The following is a 22307-nucleotide window of genomic DNA, read 5'->3' as shown; positions in this document are numbered from 1 at the left end:
GCGGGCTCTCAGCGGGTGGGACGTAGGCTTGTCGGGTGCCCAGAATCGCCCGGATAGCCGGCCCTGCCGTGCTGCTGATCGTCGCCGTCGTCGCGATGATCGCGGCCCTGGCTTTCGGCGGCGGCGCTGACGCACCGCAGCTCCTCGACCCGGGGGCGCTCATCCGGTGGGGGCTGCCCGCCTCCACACTGATCGTCAACCTCAGTGTGGCCGGTGTGATCGGCTCGCTGGTGCTCGCGTGCTTCGCTTTCAGCCCGGACCGTCCCGAGTACGGCAAGGCCCTCGACTTCGCCGCCGGTGCCGCGGCCCTGATGACCGTCGCCAGCGCCATCACCGGCCTCTTCACGTTCGTGAGCGTGTCCAACGTGCCGCTCTCATTCGACACGACCTTCACGAACGGTCTGAGCTCCTTCATCACCAGCGTGTCGCTCGGCCAGGCCTGGCTCGGCATCACCCTGATCGCGGCCGCCGTGACCGTGCTCTGCTTCGCCGTGCGCAACCAGACCGCACTCGTCTTCGTAGCAGCCCTGGCCGTCGCGTCGATCGTGCCGATGGCCCAGCAGGGACACAGCGCGGATGCGGCGGGCCATGACGCCGCCGTCACCTCCTTCGGTCTCCACGTGCTCTTCGCAGCGCTGTGGCTAGGCGGTCTCCTGACTATTGTCATCGTGCGACGCACGCTCGACGGGGGCCGTCTCGTGACTGTGCTCGAGCGCTACTCATCTCTCGCTCTGATCTCATTCATCGTGGTGGCCGCATCCGGGTATGTGAACGCCGAGCTCCGGGTGGGCACGCTTGCGCAGCTGGCGACGCCGTACGGCATCCTGGTGCTCATCAAGGTCGCAGCGCTCGGCGCCCTGGGGCTCTTCGGAGTGTTCCAGCGCCGGTACCTCATCGGACACCTCAAGGCGAACGGCAAGCGCAGCACCTTCTGGTGGCTGGTCACGGCCGAGCTCGCGTTCATGGGCATCGCGTCCGGAGTGGCTGCGGCGCTCGCGCGCACCGCTACCCCGGTCGCCGAGAAGTTGGGCGCATCCCCGACTCCGGCCGAGATCCTGACGGGCCAGAAGCTGCCGCCCGAGCTCACCTTCGGAACGATGTTCACCTCGTGGAACTTCGACCTGCTCTGGGTTCTCGGATGCGCGTTCGCGCTCTTCTTCTACCTCGCCGGCGTCTGGCGGTTGCGTAAACGCGGAGACAAGTGGCCCATCCACCGCACGGTGTTCTGGGTGCTGGGGCTCGTGCTGCTGTTCTACATCACCTCGGGCGGAATCAACGTGTACGAGAAGTACCTGTTCTCGCAGCACATGCTCGCGCACATGGTGCTCACGATGATGGTGCCCCTGCTGCTCGTACCGGGCGCGCCGGTGACGCTCGCCCTGCGCGCGATCCGCAAGCGCACCGACGGGTCTCGCGGTGGTCGTGAGTGGATCCTGCTCGCCGTGCACTCGCGGTTCGCCAACTTCATCACCAATCCGATCGTCGCCGCGCTCCTCTTCGCCGGTTCACTGTGGTTGTTCTACTACACGCCGCTGTTCCGCTGGGCGACGACCGATCACGTCGGTCACGAGTGGATGATCACGCACTTCCTGATCACGGGGTATCTGTTCGTGCAGTCGCTGATCGGCATCGACCCGGTGAAGTACCGCCTCGCCTACCCGTTCAGGCTCTTGCTACTGCTCGGCACGATGGCGTTCCACGCCTTCTTCGGACTGTCCATCATGACGAACCAGGGGCTGCTGCTCGCCGACTGGTTCGGGGCGATGGGGCGCACCTGGGGCGCGACACCGCTCGTCGATCAGCAGACGGGCGGCGGGATCGCGTGGAGCGTCGGCGAGATCCCGACGGTCATCCTGGCGATCGTGGTCGCCATCCAGTGGAGCCGCAGCGACGAACGCGAGACGAAGCGGCGGGACCGCAATGCCGATCGCACCGGCGATGCCGAGCTGAACGCGTACAACGAGCGTCTCGCCAGGCTCGCGGCGCGGGACGGCGCTTCGCGCTGATCGCGCGGGTGAGGGTCAGTCAGCGACGGTGAGGTCGAGGGCCCCGTCGTCGAAGATCGTGATAGCCGAGACGGATAGCTGGAACGGCTCGTCGGATTCGCGCTGATCGATGCTCCCGTCGAACAGCGACTGCACACGTACCGAGAGATGAGCGACTCCCCGCGACGACGGCATCGTCCAGGTGTTCTCCCCTGGCACGATCGTGACCGGCGGGTACTGGGCGATCGACCAGGTGGGCAGCCCGAGAACACGGTCGTCGATGCTGACGCCGAACGGGCATCCGGCGGGCTGGAGTACCTGCTGCTTCGCGCATCCGTCGAGGTAGGTGTGCAACTGCTTGTCGACCTGCGCGACGAATGCGGCGTTGGGATTCGTCACCACCGTCGCATCGACGACTCGCCCGGGTGATCCCGCGGTGAAGTCCACGGCCTTCGCATCCAGGTACCGGGATGCGTGGCCGAGCTGATAGAGCCCGGGAGCGAAGAGCAGGTAGTCGGCACTGAGCGTGAACGTGCCCGTCGGCTGTTTCGAGGTGGCGCGCACATCCACGGTGTGATCGGCGATGGTGAACGTGTCCGCATGCTCGACGGTGACGTGCGCCACGGCCAACGGGGTCTGGTTGAAGCGCCACGTAGGCAGGATCCCGAGTACGGCCCCGGTCTGGCGCACGCTGAATCGCGCGGTCACAGGATGCCCGTCGGCGTCGGCGTGCACCTCGACCAGGTGCTCCCCCGTTCCGAGATCGTCGTCAGCGACGACGCGAATGTTCTGGAGCTTGGGTAGCACGTCGGTGCGCAGCAGTTCGCGAGACGGCTGGGCGGGGAGGCCCTGGGCCTTGAGTGAAGCGCTCGTCGGGTTGGCGCCGGGCATGGTCATCGCCGCCGCCAGGTCTTGCCGTGCCAGGGCACCGACGTAGGAGGAGACGAAACCGCCCGCGCTGTAGAAGGTGCGCTGCACGGCACCGACGGCCGCGATGAAGGCGAGGATCAGGAGCAGCGCGAAGCCGGACCAGATCAGGATGGCCCGGGTGCGGGCGGACAAAGCGGCGAGAGGATGCGAAGGCGCGTCGCCCTGCTCATCCCCGACCATGGTGCAATCCTAGGGTCCTGTGGACAACGTCCTCGGGCATCCTGCGCCGAGTTAGAGTAGTTCGGCAGGTCGCGCGAGGAAGGAACTCGGATGAGCCGACTCTCCCTCACTCCCGAGCAGCAGGCCGTGTTCGACCTGATCGAGCACACTCGTGAGCACGTGTTCGTCACGGGACGCGCGGGCACGGGAAAGTCCACGCTGCTGAACCATCTGGCGTGGAACACCGAGAAGTCGCTCGTGATCAGCGCGCCGACCGGGGTGGCGGCGTTGAACGTGGGCGGCCAGACCGTGCACTCCCTGTTCCGGCTGCCGATCGGCGTGATCGCCGACCACGACATCGAGCAGAGCGCCGAGCTGCGCAAGCTCTTGAACAGCATCGATACGCTCGTCGTCGACGAGGTCTCGATGGTCAACGCCGACCTGATGGATGCGATGGATCGCAGCCTGCGGCAGGCCCGCCAACGGCCGAAGGAGGTCTTCGGGGGCGTTCAAGTGGTGCTCTTCGGCGACCCCTATCAGCTCGCGCCGGTTCCGGGAGATCCGGAGGAGAGGGCGTACTTCACCGACACGTACCGGTCGATGTGGTTCTTCGACGCGAAGGTCTGGGACGAGGCCGACCTGAAGATCGTCGAGCTGGTGGAGGTTCACCGACAGCACGAATCCGACTTCAAGTACATGCTGAACGCCGTGCGGCACGGTCAGGTCACCAAGGAGATCGCCGACCGGCTCAACGAGACCGGGGCGCGCCCGGCTCCGGAAGACGGCACGATCACGCTGGCCACCCGCAACGACACGGTCAACCGCATCAACGCGCAGGCTCTCGAGCGGCTGCCGGGCCGCGCGTTGACCGCCAAGGCTGAGGTGAGCGGCGACTTCGGCGGCCGAACGTATCCGGCCGACGAGAAGCTCGAGCTGAAGGTCGGCGCCCAGGTGATGTTCTTGCGCAACGACACGGGCCAGCAAGACGGCCCACGCTGGGTGAACGGCACGATCGGCACGGTGACGCGAATCGACTCGAACGTCTATGTGGACGTCGACGGCGAAATCCACGAGGTCGAGCCGGCGATCTGGGAGAAGTTCAAGTACTCGTACTCCCCCGCCACCAAGAAGCTGACGAAGGATGTGGTGGCCGAGTTCACGCAGTTCCCGCTGCGGCTGGCCTGGGCGGTCACCATCCACAAGTCGCAGGGCAAGACGTACGACTCGGCGATCGTCGACCTGGGACACCGGGCATTCAGTCCGGGGCAGACATACGTGGCGCTCAGCAGGATCACCTCGCTCGACGGTCTCTACCTGAGCCGGCCGTTGCGGCCGAGCGACATCATGGTCGATCCTGACGTGGAGCGTTTCATGCGCTCGCGTCCTCGGTAGTCCGAGAACCGCGATACCCGAGAACCCGAGGAGGAGCAGGTGACGGACGCGTTCGTGCTAGAGTTCAGCGACGGTCAGCGTGTCGAGACGCGCGGGAACGGCGTGATCGGGCGCATCCCCTCGGTCCACGTCCCGGGGACAGAGATGGACGACCCCGACAACGTCGAACTGATCGCGATCCCCGACGAGACGAAATCGGTGTCGCGGGCCCATCTGGCGTTCGGGCAGTACGAGGGCGTCTTCTGGGTGATGGATCTCGGCAGTTCCAACGGCACGACGATCGTGTACCCGGGCGACGGCGCGTACTCCTGCGATCCGAACACCCGGCACGAGGTCGACCCGGGCTCGGTCGTGCGGTTCGGCCGCGCATCCTTCGCGCTGACGCGGTCGCTCTAGCGCTGCGTCGGGACTAAGCGGCGGCCTTCGCCTCGGCGAGATCGTCGAAGAGCTCGGTGTTGAAGCGGTAGGCGAGGATGACCTCGTCGATCACCCGATCGCGCTCCGCATCGTCCCAATCGACCGCGTCGAGCTGCGCCCGGTAGACGTCTTTGAACTCGCGGGGCTTGGCGATCTCGGCGAAGAGGTAGAACCCGACCCCGTTGGTCTCGAATCCGAACTGGCGCTGCATGAGGGTGCGGATGATCTGGCCGCCCGAGAGGTCGCCGAGATAGCGCGTGTAATGGTGGGCGATGAAGCCGCCGCACCAGGTGCCGCCGACCTCGTGGATGCGGTCGACGTACCGTACGGTCGTCGGCAACGGCGCGATGCGTTCGCGCCAGTCGGGACCGAGGAGGAACGCCAGATCGGCGGTGATCGCCGGGAGGCGGGTGAGCTTCGGGGAGATGAAGGCCGCGGCGACGGCGTCGTCGCGCATCCGGGATGCAGCGGCTTCGAGGGCCTCGTAGATGAAATAGTGCTGCGCCACCAGCGCGATGTAGTCGTCGCGGGTGCCCTTGCCGCTCATGAGGTCTTGCATGAATCCGGCGCCCTCGCTCGACCCGTGGTCGGTGCGAGTGCGCTCGCGAAGGGCCTGGGAGAAGGGGATCACGTCAGCCACGATGCTCCTGAGGTCGGATGAGGTAAGGCTTGCCTAACTACATCCTCAGCATAAGGGGAGCGGGCGCAGAATGCGAAGCCCGGCAGTTGCTCCCCGCTCCGCACCCCAGGTTCGTGGGCCGAACTCAGTGACCCTCGTGCTGCAGGTGTACCGTGACCGCGCCGACGCCCGCATCCGTCACGGACAGTGCAGGGATAGTCACCGCGCAGACTGCGACGGCGCTGAGTGCGAGGGCGGCGACGAAGCGGCCGGCGCCGGTGTTCTGCGCGGCGGGTCGCCCGCGACGGAGAACGATGGCGATGGTGAGTGCGACCGCGACGTTCAGGAGCGACGCGACAGCAAGGGGCAGGGGAGGCAGAGCGAGGATGGTGCCCGCCTCCGACGTGGCGCCGATGGTCGCGACGCCCGCCCAGGCCGCGACGGGCGCAAGCGAGAGGAAGAGCGAGGCCTTCAGGATGGGGGGCCGTTCACGTGCGAGCGTCAACACCGCCCAGGCCAGCTCCGCGGCCCCGATCGTCGCCAGGACGACCAGGGCCGGGAGTGGGGCGCTCGCCGCGAGAGCTGCGTGCAACAGTCCCGCGCCGAGCGCAGCCACGGCCAGCCAGGCCCGCACGGCCGGAGCGACGGTCAGGGTCGTCGGCAACGACTCCGGTCGAACGCTCGCGGTCGTGGTCTCGGGCGCCCCCAGGGGTGTCCCCATCACGGTACTCATCTGCAGGCTGACCGCGGCGGTCGTCAGGCGACGGCCGTGTTCGAGCGGACGGTCTTGTCCGCGGCGAGGCCGACACCGAGGAGCACGATGGCGCTCACGAGGTGCAGGAAGTGGTCAGGCGTGTTGAGCGCCAGGATGTTCGCTCCGGTTCCGACGAGGAAGAAGCCGACGATACCGAGCAGCAGGTATACCGCGCCGATCGTCGTGTTGGTGGCCTTCGCGGCCGCGACCCGGGTGAGGCCTGCGATCAGCAGTGCAGCACCGATCAGCAGGTGGGCGATGTTGTGCAGCGGGTTGACCTCGAAGATTCCGAGGAGCAGCCCTCCCTTGGTCGCGATGAAGCCGACGCCGCCGGTGACGGCGAAGCCGAGCAGGCCGACAAGAATGTAAACGGCGCCGAAAATCGTGGCGACCAGGCGATTCGGTGAGTTACGCATGGCAATTCCCTCCTAGTGGTGACCACGACGGTCGTCGTGCTCACCAGGTAGTTCGGAGAGTCGCCGGAGGCGGATTGGTTCTCGTTCTCGGGGCGATCGCTACTCGGAGCGCGGCACGACCCCGAGCTGCTTGCACGCATCCCGGTAGAGGAATACGACGGCCTTCCGGATGTCGGCGCGCTCGGCGACCGGTACGGTCCAGGCGACGCGCAGTTCCGAATCGACTCCGTGCGCCCGAACCGTCCAGACTCCCTCCCGGTCGTCGAGGGCGATCATCGTCGCGCTCTCGGCATCGGGCACGCCGTTTGCGCGCACGATGATCAGGTTGTCGTCGCGGTGGTCGGAGTTCATGTGGCGGAGGACAGCATCCACCACTTCGGGTTCGAAGGTCGGCATAACTCGATGCTACGGATAGAATCCCGCTACGAGCTATCGACCATCGGGGGTGGCATATGCGCCGACCGGCGAGTGGGACCCGACGGATCACCGTCGCCGTTCTGGCGAGCATCGTTGCCCTCGTTCTGACCGCCTGCACCTCTTACGCGAGCGGAGGGCACCAGCTTCCCGCGCAGGCCCAGGGGGACTCCCCAGCGACGTCAAGGGCAAGCTCGAGGGGGCGGTGACGGATGCGATGAAGCAGGCGGGCGCATCCGGAGCCATGGTAGGCGTGTGGGCTCCCTGGTCGGGCAGCTGGGTCGAAGGCCTCGGGACCACGACCGCCAAAGGCTCGGTTCCCGTGTCGTCGGCCATGACGTTCCGCATCGCGGAAAACACCATGCCGATGACGTGCACCGTGCTGCTCGGCCTCGTGGATGAGGGCAAGGTCGGGCTCGACGATCAGGTCGCCAAGTACCTCCCCGGCTTCGTCGGCGTCGATGGGGTGACACTGCGGGAGCTGTGTCAGAACACCTCCGGCATCGGCGACTACGTGAGCGCGCTCAACACGCAGTTCGTGAACAACCCGACCCGGCAATGGCCCGAGCTCGAGCTCGTGAGCGATGGGCTGGCCGCTCCGGCGGTCGGCCAGCCCGGCGAGAAGTTCGGGATGTCTGCGACGAATTTCGTGCTGCTGGGCATGGCTCTGGAGAACGCGACGGGGTCGAGTTGGCAGGATCTCTACCAGAAGTACGTTTTCGGTCGGCTCGGGATGCCGTCGACCTCCCTGCCTTCATCGTCGGTGTTCGACCTTCCCGGCAAGCATCCTGCCGGGTACGCGACGGCCCTCGATGCGGCAGGTGCCCCGATCTGCGGAACAGTCGTGGATGTGAGCAGTCTGTCACCGTCGATGGGATCGACGGCGTTCGGAGTCGTCTCGAACGTCGCCGACCTGAAGACCTTCGCGCAGGCGCTCGCCACAGGCTCGCTTCTCAGCGACAAGTCGGCGAAGGCCCAGTCCAGCGGGATCTCCGTCGACGCCAGCTGGCACAAGTACGGACTCGGCGTGACGATGCTCGGACCGCTTCGCGGGAGCGTCGGTGCGATGCCGGGTTACCTCTCGGCCGTGCTGAGCGACCCGACCTCGGGGTTGACCGTCGTCATCGCCCTCAACAACTCGACCTCTGGTGAGGCTTTCGTGCAGGCACTCGCCCAGCGACTCGTCTCCATCGTCGCCAAGGCGCCGGCCAAGGCGAAGGGCGCCAAGGTCGTCACCGGGCTGCCATGGTCGGAGGAGCAGGCCGTGGCCGCGATCAAGGCGAGCACCGTCTGCCCGCCGGCAGAGCCGGCCAAGTAACAGGTACCGGGGGCAGGTAGCGGGCGCAGTAGCGCGGTGCGGTTACGCTCCCGCGAGTGCCGCGAGCTCTGCGCGCACGGGGAAGTCGTCGTCGAGCACGAGCTGGAGGCTCGCACCCGTCGCCCGGTTGATCAGCACGGGTGCCAGCAAGTTCACCGTACTGCCGTCGCGCGACGGATTCACGATGACGAGGGCGAGCACCTCGTCGGCGTTCGAGACGCCGATCTCGGCGGCGCTCGCATCCGGAACCTCGGGGGAGTAGCCCGGAAGGTGCAGGGACGCGTCGATCGCGAAGATGCGGATCTCGGGCCGTTCGAGAGACTGGATCGTGTACAGCCCGCCGGCACCGGGCACGGCCTTGAGCTCGAATTCGCGCAACGGCTCCAGGCCGGGAGGCGGCGTCACGAAGTCGAGGGCGCTCATCGGAGGAAGTCCATCAGAGTGGGCTGGAGCACCCGGGCGGTGACGGCGATCGCCGTCTGGTAGTTGACATCCTGCGTCTTGAGGTCGAGAAGCACCTTGCTGAGGTCGACGTCCTCGATGCCGGAGCGCTGCGCCTCCAGCGAGTTGGCGGTGACGGCGAGGGTGTCCTTGGCCTTGTCGATGCGGGTCTGCCGTCCGCCGATCTCTGCGTGCTCTCCCACGATTGCCTTCATCCGATCGTCGATCTCTGCGAGTCTCGGCCCCACATTGACGCCCGTTCGCAGGTCGTTGACGGTGTTGTCGATGAGGGCGAAGACCGAGGTCGCGCCCGTGCCGAATGCTGCCGCGCCGTCAGCGTCCACGCGCACCGTCGTGTCGGAGCCGATCCTGCGTTCGACTGTACTCCCGGCGACCCCGGTGTAGCTGTAGTCGGGGTTGAAGGCGACGCCGGCATTCGAGTTGCCGGCGAAGATGTTGCGACCGAGGTAGCTCGTGTTCGCGAGGGAGAGCAGGCTCTTCTTCAGGCCGTCGAGCTCGGTCGCGATCGCTTCCTTCGCTTCCGGAGACGTGGCTCCGTCGTTGGCCCCCTGCACCGTGAGGTCGCGAACGCGGTTCAGGATGCTCTCGACCGATGTCAGGGTGGAGTCGGCGGTGGTGAGCCAAGCGTCGCCGCTGTTCACGTTGCGCGAGTACTGCGCGTTGGCGCTCTGGTCGGAGCGGACGCCGAGGGCGCTCGCCGTGGCCGTCGGGTCGTCCGACGGCTTGGTGATCAGCCGCCGGCTCGTTGCCTGGTCGTAGAGCTGGGCCTGCCGCTGCAGGTTCGCCTGCAGGTTGTGCTGGGCGTTGAGCGCCTGAGTTGCGTTGGTGACGCGGGTGAACACGACTACCTCCCGACCAATCCGGTGTGGTTGATGAGCACGTCGAGGGCCTCGTCGACGGCGGTCATGACGCGAGCAGCGCCCTGGTATGCATGCTGGAACGCGAGCAGGCTCATGTTCTCCTCGTCGAGGTCGACGGACGAATTCGAGAGCTGGGCGTTGACGGCTCCGCTGGTGGCCAGGTCCGCCAGCGTGGACTGCTGCTGTTCGGTCTTGCTGGCGACGCCGACGCGGACGACGAAGTCGGCCCACTGCTTGTCGACGGCATTCGGGCCTGTGCCGAGCTGGGAGATCGCGTCGGCGATGCTGCCGTCGCCTCCGCCCGCGCCCGGAGTTCCCGTGGCGACCTGCCCGACTCCCGTCGGGACCACCGAGAGCCCCAGGGCGGCGGGTTTGGTGGGGTCGATGGCGAAGAAGTCGAGGCCCGTCGTGCCACCCGGAGTCGAGCCGGTGCGGTGCACGTCGTTGACCCGCTGGGCGATCGAGACGGCGAAGGCGTTGTAGCTCGCGGCCGCTTCGGCGAGCACGCCGCCGGTGCCGCTCGCATCCGCGGGAGCCAGGGTTGAGAGGGCGCCGGCGATCGCGCCGCCCTCCATCGCGATCGCGGATCCGGGGCGGTGGGCCCACTCGAGCTGCACGGGGCTGCCGGTCGCGTCGGCCATCCGCTGGGCGCCGACGGCCTTGACCGGGTTGAAGGTCGTGCCCGACACGAGTGCATTGCCGCCGACGAGCACGTCGACCGACCCGTCGTCAGTGGTCCGCACGACGCCGCCCGAGAGGTTGGCGATCTGGGTGGTCAGGATGTCGCGACGGTCCATCAGCTCGTTGGCCGACCCACCGGCGGCGAGCGTCGACCGGATGCGACCGTTGAGGTCTGCGACCTCGCTCGCAGCGGCGTTCAGGTCGTTGACCATCCCGTCGACGTTGGTGCGCAGAGCCGACCACTGTCCGTCGACCGCCTGGTAGCCGGCGCCGATCTGCGTGACGAGGGTGGAGGCCTGGCCGAGCAGCACGCCGACAGGAGCCGCCTCGCCGGCCTGGTTGGACACATCCCCCCATGCCGACCAGAACTTCTGCAGCTGGGTCGAGAGACCGTTGGCGCCCGGCTCGTTGAGCGAGTTCTCAAGGGTCGAGAGCGCGTCGGCGCGTGCCCCCGAGTATCCGGAGAGCGCTGTCGTGGTGCGCACACGGGCGTCGAGCGATGCGCTGTCGAGGCGTTGGATGCCGTCGACGCTGACGCCTTGACCGGGACGGACGCCGCCCGTGAACAGCCCTGCCGAGTTGAGGGCAGGGACGCCCGAGGTGACGACGCGCTGCCGGGTGTAGCCGGCCGTTCCCGCGTTCGCGATGTTCTGGCCGACGACGTCGAGGCCCGTCTTGGCTGCGACGAGGCCGGTGTACGCGGTGTTGAGGCCGCTGAAGGTGCTCACAGGTCGGTCCTACGCTTCCGTGTCGAAGAACCGGGCCCCGGATGCGCCGGGCCGGTTCTCGCCGCTCGCGCCGTAGATCCCGGGGTCGCCTCCGCCGGCCAGGCCGCTCATCGTCTCCTGCGTCGACCGGGCCGCCTCGCGGAGCAGGCGCTCGTTCGTGTCGCGCACGTCGGCGATCTGCCCGGTGAGCTCGGTCATGGCCGCAAGGTGCGAGCCGAAGATGTCGGCCCAGATGCCGTCGGGTGCGGCGGCCACGAGTTCGCGCAAGGACGAGTCGGGGCTGATCCCCCACTCGTCGGCGAGGCTGGCCACCTCGACGGTGCGGGCGAGACCGACGGAGCGCATCCGCTCCATCACCTGCTCGACCTCTCGGGTGGCATGGGAGATCCAGCGCGACTTGCCGGCGGTGAGCAGCAGCTGCTCCTCCTCCAGCTTGAAGAGCAGCAGCTCGAGCAGCTCGCGTTCTTTCCACAACTGCGCGGACAGTTCGCTCGCGGCCATGTCGCTCCCCACTACCTCGTCAGTCGAAGTGCGCACCTGGTCCCCTCGGGTTTCTCGGCTAGCGGGTCACTCGCCGTCGAGAACAACCATCGGCACCATTGGGGACGATGTTAGGGGCGACGAACCGGGAAATCGCTGAACTCCCTATCGCTTTTCTCATTCCGACACCTAGCCCGCTTACTGGGGGTAGGTGCTGCCCCGTAGTGGGGGCATGCAATGCAAGTGTTTGCGGCACCTGGATTGTTACCGTGAACACCGAGAAAGATTCCTAGCACTTGTCCGGCACCCGAACCCTGGCCGGACATCAACAGCACCGCCCGAGAACACCCAACGTTTCGTTCACCCGACGATGCGCGGAGTGTGCTCGGCGAAGAAGGACAGGGGTCGCCCGCGTGAACCGCACTGAACGCAACACGCTCGTCGTAGAGAACCTGCCGCTCGTCGGCTACCTGGTCTCCGACTTGTGCGCCCGCGCGACGCATCTGTCACGCGACGACCTGGCATCGGCGGGGGCTGTCGCCCTCGTGACCGCGGCGAACGCCTTCGATCCGACGCTTGGCATCCCGTTCGGCGCTTACGCCCGCACCCGTATCGTCGGCGCTTTCGCCGATGAGATGCGAGCGAGCGACTGGGCGACCCGATCGGCTCGCAAGCGCATCAAAGAGACCATGGCGGTGCAGGAGAGCCTGACCGCAGGACTCGGACGCACGCCGACGGTCGAAGAGATCGCCAACGCGTTGGGAGTCGACCGTGAGACCGCCGCCGCGGGCCTGTCGGACGCATCCCGAACCGTGAGCACTCTCGACGAGACGACGGAGTCGTTCCTCGTCTCGGAAGCCGTGTCGCCCGAGGATGCGCTGCTCGCCACCGAGCAGACCGCGTACGTTCGTGCCGCGGTCGAGGCACTGCCCGAACGGATGCGCTCCATCGTTCAGGCCATCTACTTCGACGACCGCACGGTCACCGAGATCGCCGAGGAGCTCGGGATCACCCACTCCGCCGTCTCGCAGCAGCGCTCGGAGGCCATCCGCCTCATGCGCGAGGGAATGGCGACGCACTACGCCGACGAGGGCGACCCGGCCGTCATCGAGGCAAAGACCTCGCAGGCCCGCCGCAGCGCATATCTGGCGCGCCTCGCCCAGCACGCAGTGTCCAACGTGGCCCGGCTTGCACCGCACCCGACCACATCCGCGCGAAACGCATCCTGAATCTTCTAACGAACGCTGCAAAGCGGTCGATAGATCACCATGTCGCCCACGGATGGGCGGCGAAGAACCCAATCATGGAGGAAAGCAATCATGGGTATGCAGATCAACACCAACATCACGGCCAACAACGCCTACCGCAACCTGAACAACACGCAGAGCGACCTCTCGAAGTCGCTCGAGAAGCTGTCCAGCGGCCTCCGCATCAACCGTGCGGCTGACGACGCGGCCGGCCTGGCCATCTCCGAGGGCCTGAAGTCGCAGGTCGGTGGCCTCACCGTCGCCGCCCGCAACGCTCAGGACGGCATCAGCGTCGTGCAGACCGCTGAAGGTCAGCTGACGGAGGTCCACTCGATCCTGCAGCGTGTGCGTGACCTCGCTGTGCAGGCCGGCAACGACTCGAACAACGCCGACTCGCGCACCGCGATCAAGACCGAGGTCGACCAGCTCACGAAGGAGCTCACCCGCATCTCGGGCGACGCGAACTTCAACGGCATCAAGCTGCTCGACGGCTCCAACGCCACGCTGACCTTCCAGGTCGGTGCGGGTTCCGTTGCCGCCAACGACCAGATCGCGGTCGACCTGTCCGGCGCGAACGTGGCGACCGTCGCCACCGCCGTCGGCGCGCTGACCTTCGACACCTCCGCGAACGCACTGACCTCGATCGCTGCTCTGGACACCCAGATCACGGCCGTGTCGACCGCTCGCGCCAACCTCGGTGCTGTGCAGAACCGCTTCGAGAGCACGATTCGCAGCCTGAACGTGTCCAAGGAGAACCTGTCGGCCGCTTCGTCGCGGATCACCGACACCGACATGGCCGAGGAGATGGTGAAGTACACCCGCTCCAACATCCTGTCGCAGGCGGGCACCGCGATGCTCGCTCAGGCCAACCAGTCCGGCCAGGGCGTTCTGCAGCTGCTCCGCTAGCAGTGAGGTGGCCGGGATGCGCAGCCCCAAAAGCGCATCCTGGCCACCACTGATCCACCAGCACCGCCGAAACACCGAGGAGGGAGAACCGCATGGGAATGGCCGTCGACGGGCTCATCAGTGGGCTCGACACCACGTCGCTGATCAACCAGCTCATGCAGGCGGAGGCGATCCCGCAGACTCTCCTCAAGAACAAGGTCACCGACTCCACCACGTACATCACTGCGCTGCAGTCCCTGAACTCCAAGGTCGCAGCGCTCGCGGATTCCGCGGGCAAGCTCGCGAAGCCGGCCGGCGTCGACCTGCACACCGCCTCGAGCAGCTCCACCAGCGTGACCGCTACCGCTGGTCCCGGAGCGACCGACGGCACCATCGACTTCACGGTCGACAAGGTCGCACAGTCCCAGGTGACCGTGACCGGTCCGCTCACGCAGTGGCCCGACCAGCCGCCCGTTCTGACGTTCGTCGGCAGTGACGGCAAGGTGACGCAGGTCACCGCCACCAGCTCATCCCTCGCCGATGTGGCCGCCGCGATCAACAAGGCGGGCGTCGGCGTCAGCGCGACCCGCGTCTCAGCCGGACTCGACCCCTCGGGTCAGCCGCTCTATCGCCTGCAGCTCTCCTCGACCAAGACCGGCGCGACCGGGTCGTTCACCGCGTACCGCGGAACGCCCGCGGACGTCACGGCCGGCACGGCGACGAATCTGCTCACCGAGCCCGGTGCCGCACAGGTGCGGGCGGCTCAGGATGCGCAACTCACGCTCTGGGCCGGAACCGGCGCAGCGCAGGTGGTCACCTCGTCGACCAACAGTTTCACGGATGTGCTGCCGGGCGTCTCCGTCTCGGTCACAACCGCATCCACCACCCCTGTCACCCTGACCATCGCCCGCGACGACGCCTCGATCACGAACGTCGCGAGCTCACTGGTCGGCAGTATCAACGACATCCTGAGCTTCATCAGCCAGCAGCAGGCGGTGACCACCTCGACGAACTCCACGGGTGGCACCGTCGTCACGGCGGGCACCTTCGCCGGCGACCTGACCGTCCGCGACGCGGACCAGAAGCTCACCGCCGCCGCGCAGGCGCCGATCGACGGCATCTCACCCTCCACTTACGGCATCGTCGTGGCCAGCGACGGCTCGATCTCGTTGGACAAGGACGTCTTCGCCGCCGCGATGGCTAAGGATCCGGACAAGACGAAGGCCGCGGTCCAGGCAGTGGCGGCGCGGGTCGCGGACGCGGCGGGCCTGATCAGCGACAAGCACGACGGCACGGTCACCACCAAGATCACCGGTGAGCAGAAGACGGTCAAGGGTCTCAGCGACCAGGTCGCCGACTGGGACGTGCGCTTGGCCGACCGGCGGTCGACCCTCGAAAAGACTTACGCCAACCTCGAAGTGCAGCTGCAGCAATTGCAGTCGCAGTCGTCGTGGCTGACGGGACAGCTCGCATCGCTCTCTACGAGTTCGTCATGACCCTGATGAATGGCGCTGTCGCGAAACTCTCCGCATACAACCGCGACGCCGTGCTCTCGGCGTCGCCGGTACGCCTGCTGACCATGCTCTACGACCGCCTGGTGCTCGACCTCTCGCGTGCCGAGACAGCGCTCGGCGAGCAGAATTGGGCCGTCGCATGGGAGAACCTGCGGCACGCCGACCAGATCGTGGACGAACTCTCGGGATCCCTGCGGCTCGACGCCTGGAGCGGAGCCGATGGTCTACTGCAGCTCTACATCTACGTGTCGGAGCTCATCGTCAGCGGCAACATCGACCGCGATGTCGCGAAGGTGAGCGAAGCCCGCTCGCTCATCGAGCCCCTCCGTCAGACCTGGCACGAGGCCGCAGCGCTGCTGCCGGCGGCGAGTGCGAGCACGTCTTACGATTCGTCCGGCTCGTCGACCGGGGAGGCTCGTGATCTTGGAATCGCGTGAGCTGTGGGCCGAGGAGGCCGAGTCCGAGGTCGTCCGCGACTGGCACGATGCTCTGGGTCGCGTCGAACTCGACCTCCAGCGGGCGGTCGCCCAGATCGACCCCGTGCCGTGGCGTCCACCGATCGCCCTCGGGCCGATCCCGCCCGAGTTGGTGGAGCGCGCGGCCCGCCTTCTCGAGGCCCAGCTGCACACGATCCGCTACCTCGAAGACGTACGTCAGACGACCGCTAAGCACCTCGCCGCCGTGCGTTCGGTACCGCCCGCGGAGCCCGGAGCGCACCCGGTCTACTTCGACCTGATCGGCTGACTTCTCCTCATCTGTTCCTACCTGTGGATAACGTTGTGGACAAGCGGTGGATGATCACCAGAAACGTGTGGAGGACACGCGCGGGCTGTGAGAAATCACACGGGCGTGTCGGTCGGTAAAAGCCCTCTGATCGGCTATTTATCTTTCGAATCGTGACCTTCGAAAGTCTCTTCGAAATTACCGACGTGTAATTCACACCGTGCCAGAAGCTGTGGATGACGTTGTGGGGAAACGGCCGATCTGCGCCCGATGCGGGCCGATTCTCGGAACGATTTCGAACCGTCCCTAACCATCCGGACCGCGCTGCCGATAGCAGTCTTCGAGCACGGATCGCTCGCCGAACTGGCCATGGATGGGCCGAAGCCATTTGACGACTTCCGATGGGGTGTCCAAGTGCTCGAATCCGTGACAAGCGCGGCGCTCGCCAGCGCTCTCGACGGCCTCGCCGCCCGCCAGCGCGCGATCGCCAACAACATCGCGAACGTCAACACCCCGGGCTACACCGCCGAGCGTGTGTCGTTCGAGGATGCGCTCGCGCAGTCGGTCGCCCAGGGCGACGGCCACGCATCCGCCACGACGGCGCGTTCCCTCGAACCCACCCGGCTCGACGGCAACAACGTGAACCTCGATACCGAGACCCTGTCCAACGTGGACACCGTGCTGCGCTTCCAGTTCGCCTCCCAGGCGGCCGGCAACCAGTTCACGGCGATCCGCGCGGCCCTGAGGACGAGCTGATGACATTCGACGCGATCGGCATCGCCGGTACGGGCCTGACCCTGCACCGCAAGTGGCTCGACGCCATCTCGGACAATATGGCGAACATCAACACCGCCAAGCCCACCGACGGCGCCGCCTTCCAGGCGCGGTACGTCGTGGCGCAGGAGGGCGAGGGCGTGTCCGGAGCGTACGTGGCGGGCGCGGCATACGGCAGCGCCGAGGGCCGCATGGTCTACGAGCCCGACAACCCCATCGCGGACGAGAAGGGGTACGTCAGGTACCCGGATATCGACCTCGGCTCCCAGATGGGAGCCCTCATCATGGCGCAGCGCGGCTACCAGGCGAACGCCGCGGTCGTCGACCGTGCGAAAGAGACGTACCAGGCAGCCCTCGAGATCGGACGCAACTGATGACCATCCCCGCTATCGGCGCCGTCAGCGCAGTCGACCCCACCGCCGCCCTGTCGGCAGCGTCCGGTGTATCCGGTACCTCCGCCACCGGCGGAGCGTCTTTCGGCAACGCACTCACGGGCGCCGTCGACAACCTGCAGCAGCTGCAGTCGACCTCCGACCAGCTCTCCATCCAGGCGGTCACGGGCAACCTCGACGACATCCACAACGCGACGATTGCATCCTCACGGGCTCAGGTCACGCTGGAACTCGTCGCAGGCGTCCGTAACAAGGCCGTCGACGCGTTCAACGAGATCATGAGGATGCAGGCCTGATGCCTCAGCAGGTCACGAGCTTCTTCCGTCGGATCGGTGAGACGATCCGCGGGTTCTCCTTCGCCCAGCGCACGATCGCCATCATCGGCGTCGCCGTTGTCGCGTTGGGGATCACGGGCCTCACGATGTGGGCGGCTCAGCCCTCGTACACCCCGCTGTTCTCCGGACTGCAGGCGACGGATGCGTCGAGCATCGTCGACCAGCTCAAGACCGACGGCGTCTCGTACCAGCTCGCCGACGGCGGCGCCACGATCCTCGTTCCGCAGGAGAAGGTCTACGACGAGCGACTGAAGGCGGCGTCGGCAGGCCTCCCGTCGTCGAGCACGGGCGGATACTCGCTGCTCGACAAGATGGGCGTCACCTCCTCGGAGTTCCAGCAGTCCGTCACGTACAAGCGCGCGATGGAGGGTGAGCTCGGGGCGACGATCGGCGCCATGAAGGGCGTGAAGACCGCATCCGTCCGCCTCGCGATCCCGGAAGACACGGTGTTCGTCTCCGAGAAGAAGGACCCGACGGCGTCCGTCTTCGTCGAGACCCAGAACGGCGTGACGCTGAGCGAAGACCAGGTGCAGGCGATCGTGCACCTCACGAGCGCGGCGATCACGGGCATGCAGCCGACGGACGTCGCGGTGATCGACGCATCCGGAACCGTGCTCAGCGCTGTGGGCACGGGCGCCGTCGGGGAGCGGACAAGCAGGCGAGCGACTACGAGACCCGCGTTCGCTCCGCGGTGCAGGCGATGCTCGACAAGGTCGTCGGCCCGGGGAACGCGACCGTCGTCGTGGCGGCCGACCTGAGTAAGGAGTCTGCACAGCGCACCGAAGAGTCCTTCACGACCCCGACGGATGCGCCCTCGCTGAGCGAGACGACCAACACCGAGACGTACACCGGCTCCGGTGGCTCGGCCGCAGGAGTGCTCGGTCCCGACAACATCGCGGTACCGAACGGGACCACGGGCGACGGCACCTTCAACTCGCAGTCGTCGACCAAGGACAACGCGATCGACAAGGTGACCGAACAGCGCACCATCCCGGCCGGCACGATCAACCGTCAGACCGTCTCGGTGGCGCTGAACAAGGACGCGGTCGACGGCATCAGCGCGACCGAGGTGCGCAACCTCGTGAACGCTGCGGCCGGCATCGATGTGAAGCGCGGCGACTCTGTGAGTGTCGAGATGGTCAACTTCTCCCAGGCGAGCGCTACTGAGGCGGCCAAGGCACTCCAGGCGACCAAGGATGCGGCAGCGGCCGACCAGCTCAGCGGAATCATCCGCACCTCCGTCATCGCGGGCGCCATCGTGGCGGCGGCGATCATCCTGTTCGCACTCTTCCGCCGGGGCCGCAAGCGCGCCGCCGAGCAGGCCGAACTCGCCGAAGACGCCGAATCGCTGGCGTTCGGAGCAACTCCGTTCGCGATGCCGATCGAGCAGCCCGCGCCGACCGTGCCCATGCAGCTCGACCCGGTTCCGGATGCTCCGGCACCGGCCGAGGTCGAGGCCGACCGCCGCCGCGCCGAGATCGAGGCGCTCGCCGAGCGGGACCCGCAGAAGACGGCTGAGTTCCTCCGCAGCCTCATGGAGGATCGGCAGAACGCATGAACGACCTCAAGACCCCGCTGACCGGCGCCCAGAAGGCGGCGGTCGTGCTGATGAACATGGATCAGCAGCGCGCCGCGCAGGTGATGAAGCAGTTCTCGGAGACCGAGGCCGACGAGATCACCGCGGAGATCCTGCGGCTGCGCCGCGTCGACCCCGCGATCGCTGAGCGGGCGATGAGCGAGTTCCACGACATCACCGTGCGGGGTGGGATGACGACCCGCGGCGGCCGCGACATCGCGGTCGGGCTGCTCGAAGCATCCTTCGGCGCCGAGAAGGCCGTCGGTGTGATGAACCGCGTGGCGTCGACGATGGCCGGCAAGCAGTTCGAGTTCCTCGACACGGTCGAGCCCGGTCAGATCCAGATGCTGGTGGCGGGGGAGCTGCCGCAGACGATCGCGCTGATCCTCGCGCACCTTCGCGCCGACCACGCTTCCCGAGTGCTCTCCGGACTCGAGGAGGAGCTTCGCACCGAGGTCGCGCACGCGATCGCGACGATGGGCAGCGCGAGCCCCGATGCCGTGCGCGTCGTCGCGGACACCCTCAAGCAGCGCGCGAGTGCCGTGGTCTCTTCCCGGGAGTCGGATGTGGTCGGCGGAGTGCAGCCGCTGGTCGAGATCATCAACCGGGCCGACGCCAGCATGGAGAAGGCCCTGCTCGAAGCCCTCGAACGTCGCAACCCCGAGCTCGCGGAGGAAGTGCGCTCGCGCATGCTCACCTTCGCCGACATCGTGAAGCTCGAAGCCCGCGATGTGCAGCAGGTGCTGCGCGGCATCGATGCGGCGCTGCTCGCCGTGGCCATGAAGGGCGCGAGCGAGCCGGTCATCGAGATCATCACGACCAACCTGTCGGAGCGCAACAAAGAGATCCTGGAAGACGAGATCCGCGTGCTCGGGCCGGTGCGTCTGTCGCAGGTCGAGGATGCGCGGGCCGAGATCGTTCGCGCCATCCGCGACCTCGAGGCCGAGGGCGCGATCACCGTGCAGCGCACCGACGAGGACACCTATGTCGAATGACGTCGTGTTCGCACGTATGCCGATCCCGGTTCTGGCCGAGACGGATCAGCTGCATGCCGCCACCGAGACGGCCCGCTCTCGCGGGTTCGCCGCGGGGTATGCCGACGGCCTGCGCGCCGCGGCCGTCGAGCAGGCGGCTTGGGCGGACGCGGCCGAGGCCGAGCGCGTGCTCGAGAACGAGGCTGCGACGGTTCGTCTGGCGCACGTCGCCTCGACGCTGCGCTCGGCCGCCGTCGACCTCACCGAGTGCACCGTGCCGGTGCTTGCGGAGGCCGAACAGGCCTTGATCGCCGCCGCTTTCGAGCTGGCTGAAGCCGTGATCGGGAGCGCACAGAGCGATCGGCTCGCCGCTGCCCGGTCCGCGGTCGCCCGCGTGCTCGACAGTGAGGTTGCGGGAGAGGTCGGAGTCGTCCGGCTCAACCCGGACGACCTCGAGGTGCTGTCGCCGATCGTCCCGCAGGGCGAGCTCCGCTTCGTCGCCGACCCGGCGCTCGCTCCTGGCGATGCGATCGGCGAGCTGCCGGAAGGGTGGCTGGATGCGCGCATCCGGACCGCCCTCGACCGTGCCCGTGAGGCCCTCGGATGACTGCGCTCATGGCCAGAGAGGTCGAGACCGTCTTCAGTAGCCGGATCACGGCCGCTGCGGCCGCCGCACGTCCCGAACGCGTCGGCCGGGTCGCGAGCGTCGTCGGTCTGGGCGCCGAGCTGAGCGGGATCGACGCTGCGATCGGTGATCTCGTCACGATCGGTGAGAACCCGGGAGTGCACGCCGAGGTCGTCGCGACGACGCAGGACCGCATCCGGTGCATGCCATTCGGACGCCTGACCGGCATCGCTGCAGGCGCACCGGCGCGTGCGGTCCGCACGCCCATGCTCGTTCCGACAGGGCGCGGGATGCTCGGGCGCGTCATCGACGCGCTCGGCCGTCCCGTCGATGGCAAGGGTCCGATAGAGGCCGACACCTACGTTTCGCTCGACCACCGGGCCCCCGAGGCAATGCGCCGGGCTCGCATCCAGACCCCGCTCGGCCTCGGCGTGCGCGTGCTCGACACGATGGTGACGGTCGGCCGCGGTCAGCGCCTCGGACTCTTCGCCGGCTCCGGTGTCGGCAAGTCGTCGCTGCTGTCGATGATCGCCCGCGGAACGGAGGCCGAGGTCTCGGTCATCGCCCTGGTGGGGGAGCGCGGGCGCGAAGTTCGCGAGTTCCTTGAAGACGACCTCGGGGCCGAGGGTCTCGCTCGCTCGATCGTCGTCGTCGCGACCTCGGACGAGCCCGCGATCATGCGGCTGCGCGCCGCCTTTGTGGCGACGCGGATCGCAGAGTCGTTCCGGGACCAGGGCGCGCACGCGATGCTGATGATGGACTCCCTCACCCGCGTCGCGATGGCGCAGCGCGAGATCGGCCTCTCGGTCGGCGAACCGCCGGCCACGCGCGGCTACCCGCCCTCGACGTTCTCGCTCCTCGCGCAGCTGCTCGAGCGCGCCGGCACTGGCGAGGTCGGCTCGATCACCGGCATGTACACGGTTCTCGTGGACGGCGACGACCACAACGAGCCGATCGCCGACGCTGCGCGCTCGATCCTCGACGGGCATGTGGTGATGGATCGGCGCCTGGCCGTCGTCGGACACTTCCCTCGGTGGATGTGCTCGGCTCGATCTCCCGGCTCGCTTCGCGGGTGACCACACCGCAGCAGCGAGCGGCGGCGGTGGCGCTGCGGAGCATCCTGGCGGCCAAGGTCGCTGCGCAGGACCTGCTCGACGTCGGCGCGTACAAGCCCGGCAGCAATCCGAAAGTGGATGCGGCTGTTGCGCACGAAGACGCCATCAACGCGTTCCTGCGCCAGAACCTCGGCGACCCCGCGAACACGGCCGACGCCTGGATCCGGCTCGAAGCGCTCGTCGCCCAGCTCGGAGGTGTGTGATGGCTCGAACGTTCCCGCTGGCCGGGTTGCTCCGGCTGCGTCAGATCGAGAAGGACCACGCGGCGAGCGATCTCGCCGCCGCCAACGCGTTGCGTCGCGACGTCGGGGAGCGCCAGGCTCGGGCCATCGCCGCGCTGCACAATGTCTCGCTCGAGGCGACCGACGCGAACTCGCTGTTCGCGGTGGCCGCTGCGCGTGCATCCAGTCGCAGCATGCTCGCGGATCTCGCGGCGCTGAGCGAGCGAGCCGAGGGCGAAGCGGTGCAGGCGCAAGCCGCGTTCAGCGCGGCGAAGGCGCGCGCGGTCGGCCTCGAGAAGCTTGAGACCCGG

24 protein-coding genes and 2 pseudogenes are annotated in these 22307 nt (G+C 67.5%); 16 read left to right on the top strand and 10 right to left on the bottom strand.

Annotation, left to right across the window (positions count from 1 at the left end; all coding sequences use genetic code 11):
• Window positions 1–95: 95 nt before the first annotated feature.
• Window positions 96–2006, top strand: coding sequence for a cytochrome c oxidase assembly protein (locus ACQ86A_RS01070; RefSeq protein WP_431280501.1), 1911 nt, complete (start codon window positions 96–98; stop codon window positions 2004–2006).
• Between the two features lie 15 nt (window positions 2007–2021).
• Here ACQ86A_RS01070 and ACQ86A_RS01065 read toward each other — a convergent pair whose 3' ends face one another.
• Entirely contained in the window at window positions 2022–3095 is a 1074-nt protein-coding gene (locus ACQ86A_RS01065) for a hypothetical protein (protein ID WP_431278804.1), read from the bottom strand.
• A 90-nt stretch (window positions 3096–3185) separates the two neighbouring features.
• Between ACQ86A_RS01065 and ACQ86A_RS01060 the strand changes: the two genes are divergently transcribed.
• Both ACQ86A_RS01060 and ACQ86A_RS01055 read left to right on the top strand, forming a co-directional pair.
• Window positions 3186–4466 (top strand): ATP-dependent DNA helicase, encoded by a 1281-nt coding sequence (locus ACQ86A_RS01060; RefSeq protein WP_431278803.1) that lies wholly within the window; start codon window positions 3186–3188, stop codon window positions 4464–4466.
• A gap of 39 nt (window positions 4467–4505) precedes the next feature.
• Window positions 4506–4862, top strand: coding sequence for an FHA domain-containing protein (locus ACQ86A_RS01055; protein ID WP_431278802.1), 357 nt, complete (start codon window positions 4506–4508; stop codon window positions 4860–4862).
• Window positions 4863–4875: 13 nt separating this feature from the next.
• Here ACQ86A_RS01055 and ACQ86A_RS01050 read toward each other — a convergent pair whose 3' ends face one another.
• The 4 genes from ACQ86A_RS01050 to ACQ86A_RS01035 all read right to left on the bottom strand — a co-directional run bounded on the left by ACQ86A_RS01050 (window position 4876) and on the right by ACQ86A_RS01035 (window position 7068).
• A complete protein-coding gene (locus ACQ86A_RS01050; RefSeq protein ID WP_431278801.1) occupies window positions 4876–5523 on the bottom strand; it encodes a heme oxygenase (biliverdin-producing) in 648 nt (215 codons plus the stop codon).
• Between the two features lie 124 nt (window positions 5524–5647).
• Complete coding sequence (locus tag ACQ86A_RS01045; protein ID WP_431278800.1) at window positions 5648–6223, bottom strand: hypothetical protein; 576 nt, start codon at window positions 6221–6223, stop codon at window positions 5648–5650.
• A 35-nt stretch (window positions 6224–6258) separates the two neighbouring features.
• Window positions 6259–6672 (bottom strand): DUF4383 domain-containing protein, encoded by a 414-nt coding sequence (locus ACQ86A_RS01040; protein ID WP_431278799.1) that lies wholly within the window; start codon window positions 6670–6672, stop codon window positions 6259–6261.
• Window positions 6673–6771: 99 nt separating this feature from the next.
• Complete coding sequence (locus tag ACQ86A_RS01035) at window positions 6772–7068, bottom strand: DUF2470 domain-containing protein (RefSeq protein ID WP_431278798.1); 297 nt, start codon at window positions 7066–7068, stop codon at window positions 6772–6774.
• A 223-nt stretch (window positions 7069–7291) separates the two neighbouring features.
• Between ACQ86A_RS01035 and ACQ86A_RS01030 the strand changes: the two genes are divergently transcribed.
• Entirely contained in the window at window positions 7292–8404 is a 1113-nt protein-coding gene (locus ACQ86A_RS01030) for a serine hydrolase domain-containing protein (protein WP_431278797.1), read from the top strand.
• 42 nt (window positions 8405–8446) lie between these two features.
• On the opposite strand, the gene ACQ86A_RS01025 is transcribed toward ACQ86A_RS01030, so the two are convergent.
• Genes ACQ86A_RS01025 through flgN form a run of 4 tightly spaced genes read right to left on the bottom strand, consistent with a single transcriptional unit; the run spans window position 8447 to window position 11636 of the window.
• On the bottom strand, window positions 8447–8827 hold the full coding sequence (locus ACQ86A_RS01025; RefSeq protein ID WP_431278796.1) for a flagellar assembly protein FliW: 381 nt from the start codon (window positions 8825–8827) through the stop codon (window positions 8447–8449).
• Entirely contained in the window at window positions 8824–9708 is an 885-nt protein-coding gene (gene flgL, locus ACQ86A_RS01020) for a flagellar hook-associated protein FlgL (protein WP_431278795.1), read from the bottom strand. The genes ACQ86A_RS01025 and flgL overlap by 4 nt, the downstream gene beginning before the upstream one ends.
• A gap of 2 nt (window positions 9709–9710) precedes the next feature.
• Window positions 9711–11135: a flagellar hook-associated protein FlgK gene (gene flgK / locus ACQ86A_RS01015; protein ID WP_431278794.1), complete on the bottom strand. Its 1425-nt coding sequence runs from the start codon at window positions 11133–11135 to the stop codon at window positions 9711–9713.
• Window positions 11136–11144: 9 nt separating this feature from the next.
• Complete coding sequence (gene flgN / locus ACQ86A_RS01010; protein ID WP_431280500.1) at window positions 11145–11636, bottom strand: flagellar export chaperone FlgN; 492 nt, start codon at window positions 11634–11636, stop codon at window positions 11145–11147.
• A gap of 392 nt (window positions 11637–12028) precedes the next feature.
• Between flgN and ACQ86A_RS01005 the strand changes: the two genes are divergently transcribed.
• The 12 genes and pseudogenes from ACQ86A_RS01005 to ACQ86A_RS00950 all read left to right on the top strand — a co-directional run bounded on the left by ACQ86A_RS01005 (window position 12029) and on the right by ACQ86A_RS00950 (window position 21978).
• Complete coding sequence (locus ACQ86A_RS01005; protein WP_431278793.1) at window positions 12029–12844, top strand: sigma-70 family RNA polymerase sigma factor; 816 nt, start codon at window positions 12029–12031, stop codon at window positions 12842–12844.
• Window positions 12845–12934: 90 nt separating this feature from the next.
• On the top strand, window positions 12935–13768 hold the full coding sequence (locus tag ACQ86A_RS01000; protein WP_431278792.1) for a flagellin: 834 nt from the start codon (window positions 12935–12937) through the stop codon (window positions 13766–13768).
• Window positions 13769–13860: 92 nt separating this feature from the next.
• Entirely contained in the window at window positions 13861–15243 is a 1383-nt protein-coding gene (gene fliD / locus ACQ86A_RS00995; protein ID WP_431278791.1) for a flagellar filament capping protein FliD, read from the top strand.
• Window positions 15240–15698 carry a flagellar export chaperone FliS gene (fliS, locus tag ACQ86A_RS00990; RefSeq protein ID WP_431278790.1) on the top strand — a complete coding sequence of 153 codons (459 nt, stop codon included), beginning with the start codon at window positions 15240–15242 and terminating at the stop codon, window positions 15696–15698. Before fliD ends, fliS begins: the two co-directional genes overlap by 4 nt.
• Window positions 15685–16005: a hypothetical protein gene (locus ACQ86A_RS00985; protein ID WP_431278789.1), complete on the top strand. Its 321-nt coding sequence runs from the start codon at window positions 15685–15687 to the stop codon at window positions 16003–16005. Before fliS ends, ACQ86A_RS00985 begins: the two co-directional genes overlap by 14 nt.
• Window positions 16006–16398: 393 nt before the next feature.
• Window positions 16399–16740 carry a flagellar basal body rod protein FlgB gene (locus tag ACQ86A_RS00980; protein WP_431278788.1) on the top strand — a complete coding sequence of 114 codons (342 nt, stop codon included), beginning with the start codon at window positions 16399–16401 and terminating at the stop codon, window positions 16738–16740.
• Complete coding sequence (locus tag ACQ86A_RS00975; RefSeq protein ID WP_431278787.1) at window positions 16740–17132, top strand: flagellar basal body rod protein FlgC; 393 nt, start codon at window positions 16740–16742, stop codon at window positions 17130–17132. The genes ACQ86A_RS00980 and ACQ86A_RS00975 overlap by 1 nt, the downstream gene beginning before the upstream one ends.
• On the top strand, window positions 17132–17446 hold the full coding sequence (gene fliE / locus ACQ86A_RS00970; protein WP_431278786.1) for a flagellar hook-basal body complex protein FliE: 315 nt from the start codon (window positions 17132–17134) through the stop codon (window positions 17444–17446). Before ACQ86A_RS00975 ends, fliE begins: the two co-directional genes overlap by 1 nt.
• A pseudogene (gene fliF / locus ACQ86A_RS00965) lies at window positions 17446–19043 on the top strand (flagellar basal-body MS-ring/collar protein FliF). Before fliE ends, fliF begins: the two are co-directional and overlap by 1 nt.
• Window positions 19040–20056 (top strand): flagellar motor switch protein FliG, encoded by a 1017-nt coding sequence (gene fliG, locus ACQ86A_RS00960; protein ID WP_431278785.1) that lies wholly within the window; start codon window positions 19040–19042, stop codon window positions 20054–20056. Before fliF ends, fliG begins: the two are co-directional and overlap by 4 nt.
• Window positions 20046–20642, top strand: a complete 597-nt coding sequence (locus ACQ86A_RS00955; RefSeq protein WP_431278784.1) for a FliH/SctL family protein — start codon at window positions 20046–20048, stop codon at window positions 20640–20642. The genes fliG and ACQ86A_RS00955 overlap by 11 nt, the downstream gene beginning before the upstream one ends.
• 8 nt (window positions 20643–20650) lie before the next feature.
• Window positions 20651–21978, top strand: a pseudogene (locus ACQ86A_RS00950) (FliI/YscN family ATPase).
• Between the two features lie 40 nt (window positions 21979–22018).
• Here ACQ86A_RS00950 and ACQ86A_RS00945 read toward each other — a convergent pair.
• On the bottom strand, window positions 22019–22192 hold the full coding sequence (locus ACQ86A_RS00945; protein WP_431278783.1) for a hypothetical protein: 174 nt from the start codon (window positions 22190–22192) through the stop codon (window positions 22019–22021).
• Window positions 22193–22307: the final 115 nt, after the last annotated feature.

The sequence above is a fragment of the Leifsonia poae genome, assembly GCF_050632195.1.
Lineage (GTDB): Bacteria > Actinomycetota > Actinomycetes > Actinomycetales > Microbacteriaceae > Leifsonia > Leifsonia poae_C.
The sequence above is the reverse complement of the archived record's forward strand: the minus strand, read 5'-3'. Positions and strand labels throughout refer to the sequence as shown.